The organism is Mixta tenebrionis, from assembly GCF_006517625.1.
Taxonomy (GTDB): Bacteria; Pseudomonadota; Gammaproteobacteria; order Enterobacterales; family Enterobacteriaceae; genus Mixta; species Mixta tenebrionis.
Map to the genome: position 1 here is coordinate 74052 of NZ_VHQI01000003.1, position 16143 is coordinate 90194.

14 protein-coding genes are annotated in these 16143 nt (G+C 58.9%); 13 read left to right on the plus strand and 1 reads right to left on the minus strand.

All coding sequences use genetic code 11. The features are described from left to right. The first annotated feature begins 70 nt into the window (after positions 1-70). The 5 genes from motA (at position 71) to FKM52_RS22080 (ending at position 6778) form a co-directional block, all read left to right on the plus strand. The gene (gene motA / locus FKM52_RS05895; RefSeq protein ID WP_141175279.1) at positions 71-958 is read left to right on the plus strand and encodes a flagellar motor stator protein MotA; all 888 of its coding nucleotides are present in this window, start codon (positions 71-73) and stop codon (positions 956-958) included. Beyond that, a complete protein-coding gene (motB, locus tag FKM52_RS05900; protein ID WP_141175280.1) occupies positions 955-1986 on the plus strand; it encodes a flagellar motor protein MotB in 1032 nt (343 codons plus the stop codon). Before motA ends, motB begins: the two co-directional genes overlap by 4 nt. Positions 1987-1991: 5 nt before the next feature. After that, positions 1992-3986, plus strand: a complete 1995-nt coding sequence (gene cheA / locus FKM52_RS05905; protein WP_141175281.1) for a chemotaxis protein CheA — start codon at positions 1992-1994, stop codon at positions 3984-3986. Between the two features lie 24 nt (positions 3987-4010). Beyond that, complete coding sequence (gene cheW, locus FKM52_RS05910) at positions 4011-4508, plus strand: chemotaxis protein CheW (protein ID WP_141175282.1); 498 nt, start codon at positions 4011-4013, stop codon at positions 4506-4508. 596 nt (positions 4509-5104) lie between these two features. Beyond that, entirely contained in the window at positions 5105-6778 is a 1674-nt protein-coding gene (locus FKM52_RS22080; RefSeq protein WP_141175283.1) for a methyl-accepting chemotaxis protein, read from the plus strand. Positions 6779-6828: 50 nt separating this feature from the next. Here the strand turns inward: FKM52_RS22080 and FKM52_RS22085 are convergent, their stop codons facing one another. Continuing rightward, a complete protein-coding gene (locus tag FKM52_RS22085) occupies positions 6829-6954 on the minus strand; it encodes a hypothetical protein (protein ID WP_281284968.1) in 126 nt (41 codons plus the stop codon). On the opposite strand from FKM52_RS22085, the gene FKM52_RS05920 reads away from it, so the two are divergent. From FKM52_RS05920 to flhE, 8 genes are all read left to right on the plus strand, one after another. Next, the gene (locus FKM52_RS05920; protein ID WP_141175284.1) at positions 6938-8611 is read left to right on the plus strand and encodes a methyl-accepting chemotaxis protein; all 1674 of its coding nucleotides are present in this window, start codon (positions 6938-6940) and stop codon (positions 8609-8611) included. The two genes, FKM52_RS22085 and FKM52_RS05920, sit on opposite strands and share 17 nt — an antisense overlap. Before the next feature lie 207 nt (positions 8612-8818). Next, complete coding sequence (gene cheR / locus FKM52_RS05925; RefSeq protein WP_141175285.1) at positions 8819-9694, plus strand: protein-glutamate O-methyltransferase CheR; 876 nt, start codon at positions 8819-8821, stop codon at positions 9692-9694. Beyond that, on the plus strand, positions 9691-10740 hold the full coding sequence (locus FKM52_RS05930; RefSeq protein ID WP_141175286.1) for a protein-glutamate methylesterase/protein-glutamine glutaminase: 1050 nt from the start codon (positions 9691-9693) through the stop codon (positions 10738-10740). Before cheR ends, FKM52_RS05930 begins: the two co-directional genes overlap by 4 nt. A 40-nt stretch (positions 10741-10780) precedes the next feature. After that, positions 10781-11170 (plus strand): chemotaxis response regulator CheY, encoded by a 390-nt coding sequence (gene cheY / locus FKM52_RS05935; protein WP_141175287.1) that lies wholly within the window; start codon positions 10781-10783, stop codon positions 11168-11170. Positions 11171-11179: 9 nt separating this feature from the next. Continuing rightward, a complete protein-coding gene (gene cheZ, locus FKM52_RS05940) occupies positions 11180-11824 on the plus strand; it encodes a protein phosphatase CheZ (RefSeq protein ID WP_141175288.1) in 645 nt (214 codons plus the stop codon). Between the two features lie 185 nt (positions 11825-12009). Then, positions 12010-13161 carry a flagellar biosynthesis protein FlhB gene (gene flhB / locus FKM52_RS05945; protein ID WP_141175289.1) on the plus strand — a complete coding sequence of 384 codons (1152 nt, stop codon included), beginning with the start codon at positions 12010-12012 and terminating at the stop codon, positions 13159-13161. Further along, positions 13154-15238 (plus strand): flagellar biosynthesis protein FlhA, encoded by a 2085-nt coding sequence (flhA, locus tag FKM52_RS05950; protein WP_141175290.1) that lies wholly within the window; start codon positions 13154-13156, stop codon positions 15236-15238. Before flhB ends, flhA begins: the two co-directional genes overlap by 8 nt. After that, on the plus strand, positions 15235-15633 hold the full coding sequence (gene flhE / locus FKM52_RS05955) for a flagellar protein FlhE (RefSeq protein WP_377091335.1): 399 nt from the start codon (positions 15235-15237) through the stop codon (positions 15631-15633). The genes flhA and flhE overlap by 4 nt, the downstream gene beginning before the upstream one ends. Positions 15634-16143: the final 510 nt, after the last annotated feature.

Sequence of the window (16143 nt, forward strand, 5' to 3'; positions counted from 1 at the left end):
CTTTGCTGAATAACGCCTGCGGCTCTCTGGCTTAACTTCCACCAACACGTTACTGACGTAAGGATTTATTGTGCTGGTAATTCTGGGTTATATCCTCGTGGTCGCTTCGGTGTTGGGCGGCTATATGATGGTCGGCGGGCACCTTGGGGCGCTTTATCAACCTTCTGAACTGTTGATTATCGGCGGGGCCGGCATTGGCGCTTTTGTCGTCGGTAATAACGGCAAATCCATTAAGGCGACGTTAAAAGCATTTCCTCTACTGCTGCGCGGCTCAAAATACAATAAAGCCGTTTATATGGATTTGATGGCGCTGCTTTACCGGCTGATGGCGAAATCACGCCAGCAGGGAATGATGTCGCTGGAACGCGATATTGAAAATCCAAAAGAGAGCGAAATTTTCGCCAATTACCCACGTATTCTTGCCGACAGTAAATTAGTTGATTTTATTACCGACTACATGCGCCTGATGATCAGCGGCAATATGAACGCCTTTGAAATTGAAGCGCTGATGGATGAAGAGATTGAAACCTACGAGCATGAATGCGACGTACCAGCGCAAAGTTTAGCCGCGGTGGGCGATTCGCTGCCGGCGTTCGGCATTGTGGCGGCGGTGATGGGCGTGGTGCATGCGCTGGCCTCGGCGGATCGGCCGGCGGCGGAGCTGGGCGCGCTGATCGCTCACGCCATGGTGGGCACCTTCCTCGGCATCCTGCTGGCCTACGGCTTTGTATCGCCGCTGGCGTCGGTGCTGCGCCAGAAGTGCGCGGAAACCACCAAGATGATGCAGTGCATCAAGGTCACGCTGCTTTCCAGCCTCAACGGCTATGCGCCGCAGATCGCCGTTGAGTTTGGCCGTAAAACGCTCTATTCCAGCGAACGTCCGTCGTTTACCGAGCTGGAAGAACATGTGCGCAACGCGAAGTCACCCGCGAAACAGACATCGGGCCAGGACGCATGAAACACGACAATCACCCGATTGTGCTGGTGAAACGGCGCAAGCATAAAAAACATGAGGGTGGTCACGGCTCGTGGAAAATCGCCTACGCCGATTTTATGACCGCGATGATGGCGTTTTTTCTGGTGATGTGGCTGATCTCCATCGCCAATCCGCAGCAGCTGGTAAAGATTGCGGAATATTTTCAGACGCCGCTAAAAGTAGCGATTACCGGCGGCCAGCGTAACAGCGACAGCAGCAGTCCGATTCCCGGCGGCGGCGACGATCCGACGCAAAAAATCGGCGAGGTGCAGAAACATGTCGATATGGATGCGGAAAAACGCAAGCTGGATGAAATTCGTCTTAACCGCCTGCGTGAACGGCTCGATCGGCTGATTGAATCAGATCCGCGCCTGAAAACGCTGCGGCCGCATCTGATTATTAACCTGGTGGAAGAGGGGCTGCGCATTCAGATTATCGACAGCCAGAACCGCCCGATGTTTAAAACCGGCAGCGCGCAGGTAGAGCCTTATATGCGCGATATCCTGCGCGCTATTGCGCCGATCCTGAACGATCTGCCGAATAAGATCAGCCTGGCGGGCCACACCGATGATTTTCAGTACGCGCTGGGCGATCGCGGCTACAGCAACTGGGAGCTGTCGGCGGATCGCGCCAATGCCTCACGTCGCGAGCTGGTCGCGGGCGGCCTTGACGGCAGCAAAATGCTGCGCGTGGTTGGCATGTCCGACACCATGCGGCTGAAAAACCGCGGCGGCGATGAGGCGGTTAACCGCCGCATCAGCCTGCTGGTGCTGAATCACGACACCCAGACGCAAATCGAAAAAGAAAATGCCGAAAGCGACGCGACGACGCTCAGCGATCCGCAGAGTATTAAACAAATTACCGCGCCGGCGCAGCCGACCGATGCGGCGATTAACCCAGATCATCAACCTTCACAGGCCGCGCCGGCCCGTCAGGAGCCGCCGGTTACCCCGGCGTCGACCGCTCCCGTCAGCCCGCCGCAGCCTGATCGCGACTCACAGCAGAGGTGATAACCGTGAGCATGGATATCAGCGATTTTTACCAGACGTTTTTCGATGAAGCTGACGAGCTGTTGGCCGATATGGAGCAGCACCTGCTTGGCTTAGACCCGCAGGAGCCTGATTCAGAACAGCTTAACGCCATTTTCCGTGCAGCCCATTCGATTAAAGGCGGAGCCGGCACCTTCGGTTTTGCGGTTTTGCAGGAAACCACGCATATCCTGGAAAACATTCTGGACGGTGCGCGCCGGGGCGAGATGCAGCTCAGCACTGACATTATCAACCTGTTTTTGGAAACCAAAGATATTATGCAGGAACAGCTCGATGCCTATAAGGCGGGACAGGAGCCGGACGCCGACAGTTTTAAATATATCTGTGAAGCGCTGCGCCAGCTGGCGCTGGAGGCGAAGGGCGAAATCATCGCGCCGGCAAGAAAAATTGATGTTGCTCCGGCTGTCGCTGAAGCGCCCGCCGCCGCTGGCCTGCGCCTGAAGCTGAGCAGCCTGAAGCCGAACGAAGTCGGCCTGCTGCTGGAAGAGCTGGGCAACCTCGGCAGCGTCAGCAACGTGATCAAAGGGGAAAACAGCCTCGAAGCGACGCTCGATTCCTCGGTGGGCAAAGACGATCTGGTGGCGGTGCTCTGCTTTGTGATTGAGGAATCACAGATTAGCTTCCCGCCGGATGCGGCCAGCGCGCCGCTCGCCGCATCAGCGCCGCCGCCGGCTACCATGGCCGAAGCGGAAATCGCCGCCGCGCCGGCGGCGATCGGTGAATTAGCGCCGGCGGCGAAGCGCGAACCGAAGAAAGCGGCTCCGGCGAAAACCAGCGAGTCCAGCAGTATCCGCGTGGCGGTGGAGAAGGTCGATCAGTTGATTAACCTGGTGGGCGAGCTGGTGATTACCCAGTCGATGCTGGCGCAGCGATCCGGCGCGCTCGATCCGGTGGCCCACGGCGATCTGCTGAACAGCATGGGCCAGCTGGAGCGCAACGCGCGCGACCTGCAGGAATCGGTGATGTCGATTCGTATGATGCCGATGGAGTACGTTTTCAGCCGCTTCCCGCGTCTGGTACGCGATCTGGCCAGCAAGCTGGGTAAAGAGGTGGAGCTGACGCTGCTCGGCAGCTCTACCGAACTGGATAAAAGCCTGATTGAGCGCATTATCGATCCGCTAACTCATCTGGTGCGCAACAGCCTCGATCACGGCATTGAATCGCCGGAAAAACGCCTCGCCGCCGGCAAAAGCGCGGTGGGCAACCTGACGCTCTCCGCCGAGCATCAGGGCGGCAATATCTGTATCGAAGTTATCGATGACGGCGCCGGCCTGAACCGCGAACGTATTCTGGCGAAGGCGATCTCTTCCGGTCTGCCGGTCAGCGAGACGATGAGCGACGAAGAGGTGGGGATGCTGATCTTCGCCCCCGGCTTCTCCACCGCCGAGCAGGTGACCGATGTTTCCGGGCGCGGCGTCGGCATGGACGTGGTGAAACGTAACATTCAGGAGATGGGCGGACATGTAGAGATCGCCTCGAAACAGGACAAAGGCACCACTATTCGTATCCTGCTGCCGCTGACGCTGGCGATCCTTGACGGCATGTCGGTGCGGGTAGCGGATGAGGTCTTTATTCTGCCGCTGAATGCGGTGATGGAATCGCTCCAGCCGCGCGCGGAAGAGCTGAAGCCGCTGGCGGGCGGCGAACGCGTGCTTGAGGTGCGCGGCGAATATCTGCCGCTGGTGGAGCTGTGGAATGTCTTTGACGTACAGGGCGCGAAAACCGAAGCGACGCAGGGCATCGTGGTGATACTGCAAAGCGCCGGCAAACGCTATGCGCTGCTGGTCGATCAGCTGATTGGTCAGCACCAGGTGGTGGTGAAGAACCTGGAGAGCAACTATCGCAAGGTGCCGGGCATTTCCGCCGCCACCATCCTCGGCGATGGCAGCGTGGCGTTGATTGTCGATGTTTCGGCGCTGCAATCATTGAACCGTGAGAAGCGCGTGGCCGGCGCCGCGTGATCGCAACCAAGTAAGGGCAAAGCTATGACTGGAATGGCAAATGTAACGAAGCTGGCCGGGGAAACCGTCGGTCAGGAATTTCTGGTATTCACCCTCGGCGATGAAGAGTATGGCATCGACATTCTGAAGGTGCAGGAGATCCGCGGTTATGACCAGGTCACCCGCATCGCCAATACCCCTGCTTTTATCAAAGGGGTTACCAATCTGCGCGGCGTGATCGTGCCGATTATCGATCTGCGCATTAAGTTTGCGCAGCCGGGCGTGGCGTATAACGACAATACGGTGGTGATCGTGCTCAATCTGGTGCAGCGCGTGGTCGGCATTGTGGTTGATGGCGTCTCTGACGTGCTGTCGCTGACCGCCGATCAGATTCGTCCCTCGCCGGAGTTCGCCGTCACCATGTCTACCGAATACCTGACCGGTCTGGGAGCGCTGGGCGAGCGCATGCTGATTCTGGTAGATATCGAGAAACTGCTGAGCAGCGAAGAGATGGCGTTGATGGACACGTTGCGCAGCGCCTGACGGCAGGTAGTAAAGTCGGTTGATTATAACGGCGTGACAAAATAAAAAAAGGGCGGTATAATGTAGCCCTTTTACTATATAATTCAGAAAAATCTCACCAGGGGCGTGTTGATAACAAGATGTTTTTTTAGTACAGCTTGCGATAAATAAAGCTTTTACCGTTAGTCAGACGTCAGATTTAAACAGCAGGAAAAAATTCATGTTAAAGGATATTAACATTCATAACACATCACGGCTGTTTTACAGAGTGTACGCCAAACATATAAAAGAAACGATTTATTATCGCTTATTGCGCGATTACCATTTATATCGTTTGCTTTTGCCATATCTACCGTTAATTAAAAACCACCAGACTTATTTTTATCCACAACAACATAGCTATTCGTTTTAATAATATCAGAAACGGCTTCTTTTTAAGAAATAACCAGAAGCCAAGCTCTCTGTCAGGTTGTTTTTTATTGCTGTAGAACTGTCTGACAAAAGCCGCCGAGAAGGCGCTATAGGGCTGCGGAACGGGGTGAAGCCACCGCGCCGGCTGCTGCGCGCTGTTAACGCCCAGGCTCCGCGCCGTATGCGATCAACCATAAGGGACTTATATGTTTAAAAATATAAAGATTGTGACAGTTATGTTTTTGATACTGGCACTGTTCGGCGTTATGCAAATGATCACCAACGGATTCTATTTCAAATCCGTCAGGGAAAATCAGACTAACGTCAAAATCGAGGAACGGTACAGTTTGCGCCGGACTCATTTACATAATCTCTGGGCTTATTTACTGCAGGCGCGTAGTTCACTGAACCGCGCTGCATTGCGTATTAATATGCATTCCGAGATGCGTAATATGGATGCGCAGACGGAAGAGCTGCTGGCGCTGGCGGGTAAACAGCTGGCAAGCGCCGAGGAAAAATATGCTGAGTTCCAGCAGGTTCATCAGCAGCTGAATCATCTGGATCATGAAAATCTCGATAGCAAAACGCTGGTTGATACTTATCAGGAGTTATATCAAAAGTTACAGGAGCTGAAATCGCTACTTACCCAGCGCGATATACAGGGCGCACTCGCCCAGCCGACGCAGCACTATCAGGACCGCTTTGAAAAGGCCTACGATCTGTGGATTAAAACCAACCGCGATCAGTCACAGGAGAACAGCAGCGAAAGCGAACATAATTATTCTGTGTCGTTAATGCTGGCGGGGCTGATGATGGTGCTGATCGTGATTGCCCTGGCGGCGATGTGGGTGGTGCTGCAGCGTATCCTGCTGCGTCCGCTGGATCGCGTTATTGCGCATATTAAGCGCATTACCGAAGGCGATCTGACGGCAAAAATTGAAGTGACCACTCATAACGAAATGGGCCAGCTGGCGGAAAGCCTGCGCGATATGCAGCGCTCGCTGGCGACAACCGTGCGCGACGTGCGCAGCGGCGCGGATATTATCTATACCAGCGCCAGCAAAATCTCTCTTGATAGCGGCGATCTCGCGTCGAGAACCGAACAGCAGGCCGCCTCGCTGGAGCAGACCGCCGCCAGCATGGAAGAGCTGACCGCCACCGTGAAGCAGAATGCCGATAACGCGCGTCAGGCGTCGCAGCTGGCGCTGAGCGCCTCGGAAACCGCGCAGCGCGGCGGCAAGGTGGTGGACGGCGTGGTGAAAACCATGAGTGAAATTGCCGACAGCTCGAAGAAAATCGCCGATATTATCAGCGTGATTGACGGCATCGCCTTCCAGACCAATATCCTGGCGCTGAACGCGGCGGTGGAAGCGGCGCGCGCCGGCGAGCAGGGGCGCGGCTTTGCGGTAGTGGCGGGCGAAGTACGTAGCCTGGCGCAGCGCAGCGCCCAGGCGGCGAAAGAGATTAAAGATCTGATCGTTGATTCGGTAAGCTGCGTCGATACCGGCGCGGAGCTGGTGGAGAGCGCCGGTGAAACCATGAGCGAGATCGTCAGCGCCGTTAATCGCGTTACCGATATTATGGGCGAGATTGCTGCCGCTTCGGATGAACAGAGCCGCGGTATTGAACAGGTGGGTCAGGCGGTTACGGAAATGGATGGCGTCACGCAGCAGAACGCCTCGCTGGTAGAAGCTTCCGCCGCCGCCGCCGCCGCGCTGGAAGAGCAGGCCAGCCGTCTGGGCAAGGCCGTTGCCGTGTTTACGCTGCCGGGCGGTGAAAACAGCATCGAGCGCTCAGGCACACCGGCGCTGACCCTGAAACCGGGCACGGTGAAGGAAAAAAACACCGCGACCGCTGAGGATGACTGGGTCACCTTCTAATCTCCGTCGTTATTTTCTCCCCTCTGATGCCGTCGCCCGACGGCATTTTTTTACGCCGTCACTGCGCCCGACGGCGTTTTTTTCCCGGCGGCGATAAACGTTGCCGCATCGTTGCCGATAACCTGCTGGTAGTTCATTTTCTCAATACCAGGGGTAAGTATGTTAAAGCGAATCAAAGTGGTAACCAGTCTGATTGTGGTGCTGGTTGTTTTCGGCGTCATGCAGCTGCTGGCGGGCGGTCTGTTCTTTCAGGCGCTGAATCAGGACAAAAACAATTTTTCCGTCTCGCAGACCTCCAGCCAAAACGTGGCGGCGCTTACCGATGCCTGGATCGCGCTTAACCAGACGCGCATCACGTTGAATCGCGGCATGCTGCGTCTGCAGAGCGATATGGCCAGCAATATCAACGGCGGCGGGCTGGATGCGCTGGTGCAGCAGAGCCGCAGCCAGCTGGCGGAAGCGGATAAGCAATATCGCTTATATAAAGCAATACCCGATACGCCGGGCCAGGACAATGCGCTGACGCAGCGCATGGAAGAGCGATATGGCACGCTGGCGGAAACCCTGGGCGATATGATCGATCTGCTGGCGGCGAAACAGCTGGAAACCATGTTTAAACTCAACATCGAACAGAAGCAGAACGATGCTCAGGCAGCCTATAGCGAGTGGCGTAGCGCGCAGGCGGCGCTGTCGGCAAAAGGCGTGGCGGAAAATGAACGCGCGTTTAGCGTCATGCTGTGGATACTTGGCGCGGTAATGGCGCTGGTGCTGGCGGTTATCGTACTGTGCTGGTTCGGCCTGCAGCATATCCTGCTGCAGCCGCTGCAAAAGGTGATGCAGCATATTCAGGCTATCGCCAGCGGCGATCTGACGCAGCCGATCGCGGTGGAGGGGCGCAACGAAATGAGCCTGCTGGCCGCCAGCCTGCAAAATATGCAGCAGGAGCTGGTACGCACCGTCAGCGACGTGCGCGACGGCTCCGACGCCATCTACACCGGCGCCAGCGAAATCACCGCCGGCAGCAACGATCTCTCTTCCCGTACCGAGCAGCAGGCCGCCTCGCTGGAGCAGACCGCCGCCAGCATGGAGCAGCTGACCGCCACCGTGAAGCAGAACGCGGAGAACGCGCGTCAGGCGTCGCAGCTGGCGCTGAGCGCCTCGGAAACCGCGCAGCAGGGCGGGCTGGTAGTGGACGGCGTGGTGAAAACCATGAGCGACATCGCCGGCAGCTCGAAAAAAATCGCCGATATTATCAGCGTGATTGACGGCATCGCCTTCCAGACCAATATCCTGGCGCTGAACGCGGCGGTGGAGGCGGCGCGCGCCGGCGAGCAGGGGCGCGGCTTTGCGGTGGTGGCGGGCGAGGTGCGCAACCTGGCCAGCCGCAGCGCGCAGGCGGCGAAAGAGATCAAATCGCTGATTGAAGATTCCGTCGCGCGCGTCGATACCGGCTCCGCGCTGGTAGGCACCGCGGGCGAAACCATGAGCGATATCGTCAGCGCGGTGACGCGCGTCACCGACATTATGGGAGAGATCGCCTCGGCGTCGGATGAGCAGAGCCGCGGCATCGACCAGGTGGGTCTGGCGGTAACCGAGATGGATCGCGTGACGCAGCAGAACGCCGCGCTGGTGGAGGAGTCCGCTGCGGCGGCGGCCGCGCTGGAAGAGCAGGCGAGCCGTCTCAGCCAGGCGGTTTCCGTGTTCAGAATTGGTAAAGAATTCGCCGCCGCCGCCGTTAACCTGAATGCGGCAACGAAAAAATCGCAAGGCGCAGCGCCGGCTGCGGCAGCGCGCAAAGCCGTAGCCGCAGATGAGAATTGGGAAACGTTCTGATTCTCCAGGCCAGATGAGGTCACGCAACAGAATGCCGCGCTGACAGAGGAAGCGGCAGCCGCCACGGAATAGCGCGAAGCCCGCTGATAACGGAAAAACCGCCGCGATGCGCAGCCGCATGGACGGCAGAACGGGTGAGAAGCGGGTCAGCATTGTCAGCAGGCGGCGCCCTGTACCCCTTAAATTGCTTTTGTTGGGTGAACCTGGATGAAGAAATCGACACTACTGGCACCACCTGAGAGCACCACGCTGCTGGCCCAAATGGTTCAGCGCCTGCCGCTCTCCGATACGCACTTTCGCCGGATCAGCCAGCTTATTTATCAGCGTGCCGGCATTGTGCTCGCCGATCACAAGCGGGAAATGGTTTACAACCGGCTGGTGCGCCGCCTGCGCACCCTGAATATTGATGATTTCGGGCGCTATCTCGCGCTGCTGGAAAACGACGCCAACAGCGCCGAGTGGCAGGCGTTTATTAACGCGCTGACCACTAACCTGACGGCCTTTTTCCGCGAGGCGCATCATTTCCCGATTCTGGCGGATCACGCCAGACAGCGCGGCGGCAGCTATAGCGTCTGGAGCACCGCCGCCTCTACCGGCGAAGAGCCTTACTCCATCGCTATGACGCTGGCGGAAACGCTGGGCGCCGGGCCGGGAAAATTTTCGGTTCACGCCAGCGATATCGATACCCAGGTGCTGGAGAAGGCCGCGTCGGGCGTCTATCGCCAGGAAGAGCTGCGCACGCTGTCGCAGGCGCAGATGCAGCGTTTCTTCCTGCGCGGCACCGGGCCGCATGCCGGGATGGTGCGCGTGCGGCCGGAGCTGGCGAATGCGGTAACTTTTGCCCGGCTGAATCTGCTGGCGCACGAGTGGACGCAGCCCGGCCCCTTTGATGCGATTTTTTGCCGCAACGTAATGATCTATTTCGATAAAGAGACTCAGGAAAAGATCCTGCGGCGTTTTGTCCCGCTGCTGAAGCCGGGCGGCCTGCTGTTTGCCGGCCACTCGGAAAACTTCAGCCAGATCAGCAAAGAGTTTTATCTGCGCGGGCAGACGGTCTACGGACTGACGAAGGAAAGATCATGAGCAAAATCACCGTAATGTGCGTTGATGACTCAGCGCTGATGCGTCAGCTGATGACGGAGATCATCAACAGCCATCCCGATATGGAGATGGTAGCGACCGCGCCCGATCCGCTGGTGGCGCGCGATTTAATCAAGCAGTACGACCCACAGGTGCTGACGCTGGATGTGGAGATGCCGCGCATGGACGGCCTCGACTTTCTGGAAAAGCTGATGCGCCTGCGCCCGATGCCGGTAGTGATGGTTTCTTCTCTGACCGCTAAAGGCTCGGAAGTGACGCTGCGCGCGCTGGAGCTGGGGGCGATCGATTTCGTTACCAAGCCGCAGCTGGGGATTCGCGAGGGGATGATGGCCTACAGCCAGATGATCGCCGACAAAATCCGTGCGGCGGCGCGCGCCCGGCTGGTGCCGCGCATGCCGCAGGCGGCGCCGGCGCTGCTGAAGGCCGGCCCGCTGCTGAGCAGCGAGAAGCTGATCGCCATTGGCGCCTCAACCGGCGGCACCGAGGCGATCCGCCATGTGCTACAGCCGCTGCCGGTCACCAGTCCGGCGCTGCTGATTACCCAGCATATGCCGCCGGGCTTTACCCGCTCCTTTGCCGAGCGGCTGAACAAGCTGTGCCAGATCACCGTGAAAGAGGCGGAAGATGGCGAACGTATTCTACCGGGGCACGCCTATATCGCGCCCGGCGCCATGCATCTGGAGCTGGCGCGTAGCGGCGCCAACTACCAGGTGAGGCTGAACGATGGGCCGCCGGTCAACCGCCACAAGCCGTCGGTGGACGTGCTGTTTAAGTCGGTGGCGCAGCACGCCGGACGTAACGCCGTCGGCGTGATCCTGACCGGCATGGGCAACGACGGCGCGGCGGGGCTGCTGGAGATGTATCGCGCCGGCGCCTGGACCATCGCCCAGAACGAGGCGAGCTGCGTGGTTTTCGGCATGCCGCGTGAGGCGATTGCTCACGGGGGAGCCAGTGAAGTGGTGGATCTGCAGCAAATCAGCCAGCACATGCTGGCAAAAATTAGCGCCGGACAGGCATTGCGAATTTAACCGGGCCCGTCCAGCGGGACGACATAACACAGGAGTAGATATGGTTGACAAGAATATGCGCTTTTTGGTGGTGGATGACTTCAATACGATGCGTCGTATCGTACGCAACCTGCTGAAAGAGCTGGGCTTCAATAACGTTGAAGAGGCGGAAGACGGCGCCGACGCGCTGACCAAGCTGCGCGCCGGCGGGTTTGATTTCGTTATTTCCGACTGGAACATGCCGAATATGGATGGCCTGCAGCTGCTGCAAACCATTCGCGCCGACGCCGCGCTGGGCAAGCTGCCGGTGCTGATGGTGACCGCCGAGGCGAAGAAAGAGAACATTATTGCCGCCGCGCAGGCTGGCGCCAGCGGCTATGTCGTTAAACCTTTTACCGCAGCGACCCTGGAAGAGAAGTTAGGTAAGATCTTCGAAAAATTAGGTATGTAAGGAGACGTGATGAGCGAACTTACGAAACCAGCGACCGATGCGGCTTCGGCGCAAGATATTATCTCACGCATCGGCTCCCTGACGCGAATGCTGCGTGACAGCCTGCGCGAGCTGGGGCTGGATCAGGCGATTGCGGAAGCGGCGGAAGCGATTCCCGACGCCCGCGACCGTCTCGACTATGTGGTGCAGATGACGGCGCAGGCGGCCGAGCGCGCGCTGAACTGCGTTGAGGCGTCGCAGCCGCGCCAGGAGGCGCTGGAAAGCGGCGCTAAAGATCTAAAAACGCGCTGGGATGCCTGGTTTGAACACCCTGTCGAGCTGGCGGACGCGCGCGTGCTGGTTTCGGATACGCGCGATTATCTGGCAGCGGTGCCGGAACACACCTCCTTTACCAACGCGCAGCTGCTCGACATCATGATGGCGCAGGATTTTCAGGATCTCACCGGTCAGGTGATTAAGCGCATGATGGATGTGATCCAGGAGATTGAGCGCCAGCTGCTGATGGTGCTGCTGGAGAATATGCCGGAGGCGAACGCGCGTCAGAAGCGGGAAGAGAACAGCCTGCTGAACGGCCCGCAGATCAACGCCGCCGCGCCGGGCGTAGTAGCAAATCAGGACCAGGTTGACGATCTGCTTGATAGCCTGGGCTTTTAAGTAGAAGGCCGTCGTCCGTTAACCGGCGCGATGGCCTGTGGTTTTACGTAGCGGGCTGGCATCAGGTCAGCTCGCCGCGTCCATTCCGGCAAATAACCCCCGTTTAACCCCGCTACTCGGCGTATTAAAAGCTGCCGCTTTTGGCAACCTATGCTTCATTCCCATGAAGGCGCAGGTTTTGCAACGTGGCTGAAGAGAGCGACGAGGAAAAAACAGAATCCCCCACACCCCACCGACTTGAAAAAGCGCGGAAAGAGGGGCAGGTCCCGCGCTCGCGTGAGCTGACGTCGCTGCTGATGCTGTTGGCGGGGCTGCTGATCCTCTGGATGGGCGGCGAGCCGATGGCGCGCCAGCTGGCGGAAATGGTGGCCTCCGGTTTTAGTTTCGATCACCGCCTGATTAACGATCCGGGCCAGATAGTGCGTCACGTCAGCCGTCTGCTGGGGCAGGCGGTCTGGGCGCTGCTGCCGATGATGGGCGGCCTGGCGCTGGTAGCTATCGCCGCGCCGATGCTGACTGGCGGCATTGTCCTCAGCGGCAAGGCGATCGCGTTTAATTTCGGCAAGCTGAATCCGCTGAGCGGCCTGAAGCGCATGGTTTCCTCCCAGGCCTGGGCCGAGCTGCTGAAGGCGGTATTGAAGGCGGCGCTGGTTGGTTCGGTGGCGGGCTGGTATGTCTGGACAAAGTGGCCGGAGATGCTGCGTTTGATTACCGAGTCGCCTGTTGACGCGCTGGCGCACGGCCTGAATATGGTGGCGGTGTGCTGCTTTCTGGTAGTGCTGGGACTGGTGCCGATGGTTGGTTTCGACGTTTTCTGGCAGCTGTTCAGTCATTTCAAAAAGCTGCGCATGACGCGCCAGGAGATCCGCGACGAGCATAAGGAGATGGAGGGCGATCCGCACGTTAAGGGCCGTATCCGCCAGGCGATGCGCGCCGCCGCCCGCCGTCGCATGATGGCCGATGTGCCGAAGGCGGACGTGATCGTCACTAACCCGACGCACTATTCGGTAGCGTTGCAGTATGACGAGAAGAAGATGAGCGCGCCGAAGGTGCTGGCGAAAGGCGCCGGCGAGGTGGCGCTAAGGATTCGCGAGCTGGGTAAAGCGCACCGCGTGCCGATTCTGGAGGCGCCGCCGCTGGCGCGCGCGCTTTATCGTCACAGTGAGATCGGGCAACACATTCCGGGCACGCTTTATGCGGCGGTAGCCGAGGTGCTGGCCTGGGTATGGCAGCTGAAACGCTGGAAGCGCGAGGGCGGGCTGATACCGAAAAAACCTCAACGTTTGCCGGTTCCGGCTGAACTGGACTTTGCAGGAGAAACACAATCCGATGGCTAATCTGGCCGTTTTACTTCGCTTACCGGGCAATATAAAAGATTCGCAGCTGAAGGTGCTGGCTGGCCCGCTGCTGATTCTGATGATCCTGGCGATGATGGTGCTGCCGCTGCCGCCCTTTATCCTCGATCTGCTGTTTACCTTTAATATCGCGCTTTCCATCATGGTGCTGCTGGTGGCGATGTTCACGCAGCGCACGCTGGAGTTCGCTGCTTTTCCTACCATTCTGCTGTTTTCTACCCTGCTGCGTCTGGCGCTGAACGTTGCCTCGACGCGCGTGATTTTGCTGGATGGGCATACCGGCGCGGCCGCTGCCGGGCGCGTGGTGGAGGCCTTCGGTCACTTTCTGGTCGGCGGCAACTTCGCTATCGGTATCGTGGTATTTATTATCCTGATCATCATTAACTTTATGGTGATTACCAAGGGCGCCGGACGAATTGCCGAAGTAGGCGCGCGTTTTGTGCTGGACGGTATGCCCGGCAAGCAGATGGCGATCGATGCCGATCTGAACGCCGGTTTGATCGGCGAGGAGGAGGCGAAGAAGCGCCGCGCCGAGGTGACGCAGGAGGCGGATTTCTACGGCTCAATGGACGGCGCCAGTAAGTTTGTCCGTGGCGACGCCATTGCGGGCATTATGATCATGATTATTAACGTGGTCGGCGGCCTGCTGGTAGGCGTGGTGCAGCACGGTATGCCGCTCGGCGCGGCGGCGGAGAGCTATACGCTGTTGACCATCGGCGACGGTCTGGTGGCGCAGATCCCGGCGCTGGTGATTTCCACCGCGGCGGGCGTGATCGTGACGCGCGTCAGCACCGAGCAGGATGTAGGCGAGCAGATGGTGAACCAGCTGTTCAGCAATCCGCGCGTGTTGATGCTGAGCGCAGGCGTGCTGGGCCTGTTGGGCCTGGTGCCGGGCATGCCGAACCTGGTGTTTTTGCTGTTTACCGCCGCGCTGCTGGGGCTGGCGTGGTGGCAGCGCGGGCGCGAGATGCAGCCGAAGCCTGCCGCGTCGCCGTTGATGCCGCGCGCGCAGGAGAGCGCCGCTACGGTGGAGGCGACCTGGGGCGACGTGCAGCTGGAGGATTCGCTGGGGATGGAAGTAGGCTATCGCCTGATTCCGATGGTGGATCAGCAGCAGAACGGCGAGCTGCTGGGGCGTATCCGCAGTATTCGTAAGAAGTTCGCGCAGGAGATGGGCTTTTTGCCGCCGGTGGTGCACATTCGCGACAATATGGATCTGCCCGCCGCGCGCTATCGCATACTGATGAAGGGCGTGGAGATCGGCAGCGGCGATGCTTACCCAGGACGCTGGATGGCGATTAATCCCGGTACCGCCGCCGGCACTCTGCCCGGCGAACCGACGGTCGATCCGGCGTTTGGCCTGGCCGCTATCTGGATTGACAGCGCGCTAAAGGAGCAGGCGCAGATTCAGGGCTTTACCGTGGTGGAGGCCAGTACCGTAGTAGCGACGCATCTTAATCATCTGATCGGCCAGTACGCCAGCGAGCTGTTTGGGCGTCAGGAGGCACAGCAGCTGTTGGATCGCGTGAGCCAGGAGATGCCGAAGCTGACGGAGGATTTGGTGCCGGGCGTGATTTCGCTGACGACGCTGCATAAGGTGTTGCAGAATTTGCTGGCGGAGCGGGTATCGATGCGTGATATGCGCACCATCATTGAGACGCTGGCGGAACATGCGCCGGTGCAGAACGATCCTTATGAGTTGACGACGGTGGTGCGCGTGGCGCTGGGGCGTGCTATTACGCAGCAGTGGTTTCCCGGCAGCGGCGAGGTACAGGTGATCGGTCTGGATGCGACGCTGGAGCGTTTGCTGTTGCAGGCGTTGCAGGGCGGCGGCGGTCTGGAGCCGGGGCTGGCGGATCGTTTGCTGGAACAGGCACAGCGTGCGTTGCAAAATCAGGAGATGCTGGGCGCGCCGCCGGTGCTGTTGGTGAATCATCCGCTGCGGGCGCTGCTGGCGCGTTTTCTGCGTCGTAATCTGCCGCAGCTGGCGGTGTTGTCCAATATGGAGCTGACCGATAACCGACAGATTCGTATGACGGCGACGATTGGAGGCCAGTGATGCGGTTTTTATGGTTAGCATTAGCGCTGTTGTTGCCGTTGGCGGTACAGGCGGCAGGCGGCGCGTGGCAGGGCAGCGCCGCGGGCGTGGCGTTGAGCAATCGTGGCGTCGAGGCCGCTTCCGCGCCGATTTCGCCGCCCGATCCGATTTCTGGCGTGATGACATTGATTTACTGGCGGTTTGAGTTGACTGGCCCGCAGCCCGCGGGATTGCAGGTTAAGCTCTGTTCCAGTACCCGCTGTACGTCGATTGAGGGAGCCAGCGGTGCGACGCGCGGGCTGACGAATGTTGCGGCGGGCGATACGTTGCGTTTTATTTATAGCGTGCCGGGGCAGGGACGACTGTTTCCAGTGCTGCGGGTGCGTAGCAATCAGGTGATGGTGAATTATCAATAGGCGGCAGATGTTCACCGGACTGAAGCCGGGAGGGAAGAGGCCGCGAAGTAAAGCTTCCGCGTCAGGGATGACGCGGCAGAGCCTCCAGGGATGGATCTAGGGCGTCTTTATGCAGCGGCCTCTTTCCTCCACAGGCGGGCGCATAACGTATGTCAGCTGCAGATTCCGCCGTGCTTACCCTCTGACCGATTTCAATCGTTCCGTGCAGGGGGCTAAAAAAACAAACCGTGCCGGTCACGATCGCAACCGTGGCACACAGGGGAACTAAAAAACCGTGCCGGTCGCAGAAGGGGCAGCCCGTTCGGCGGGACGGCATAAATCCGTCCCTGGAGCCTCCGCCCGCGCCTTCCCTGGCGCGGGAGGCCCGCCTCATCGTGCTACCCCTTCCGCTTCCCACAGGCGGCGCTGTCGTAACCTGACCTGATTAGTTCTCTTTTTGCGTAATAGGCTTCCTGGCTGAACATGGTGATTCGTCAGCGGTTTCTGCAGCGATACTGAAAGTTAACCGGG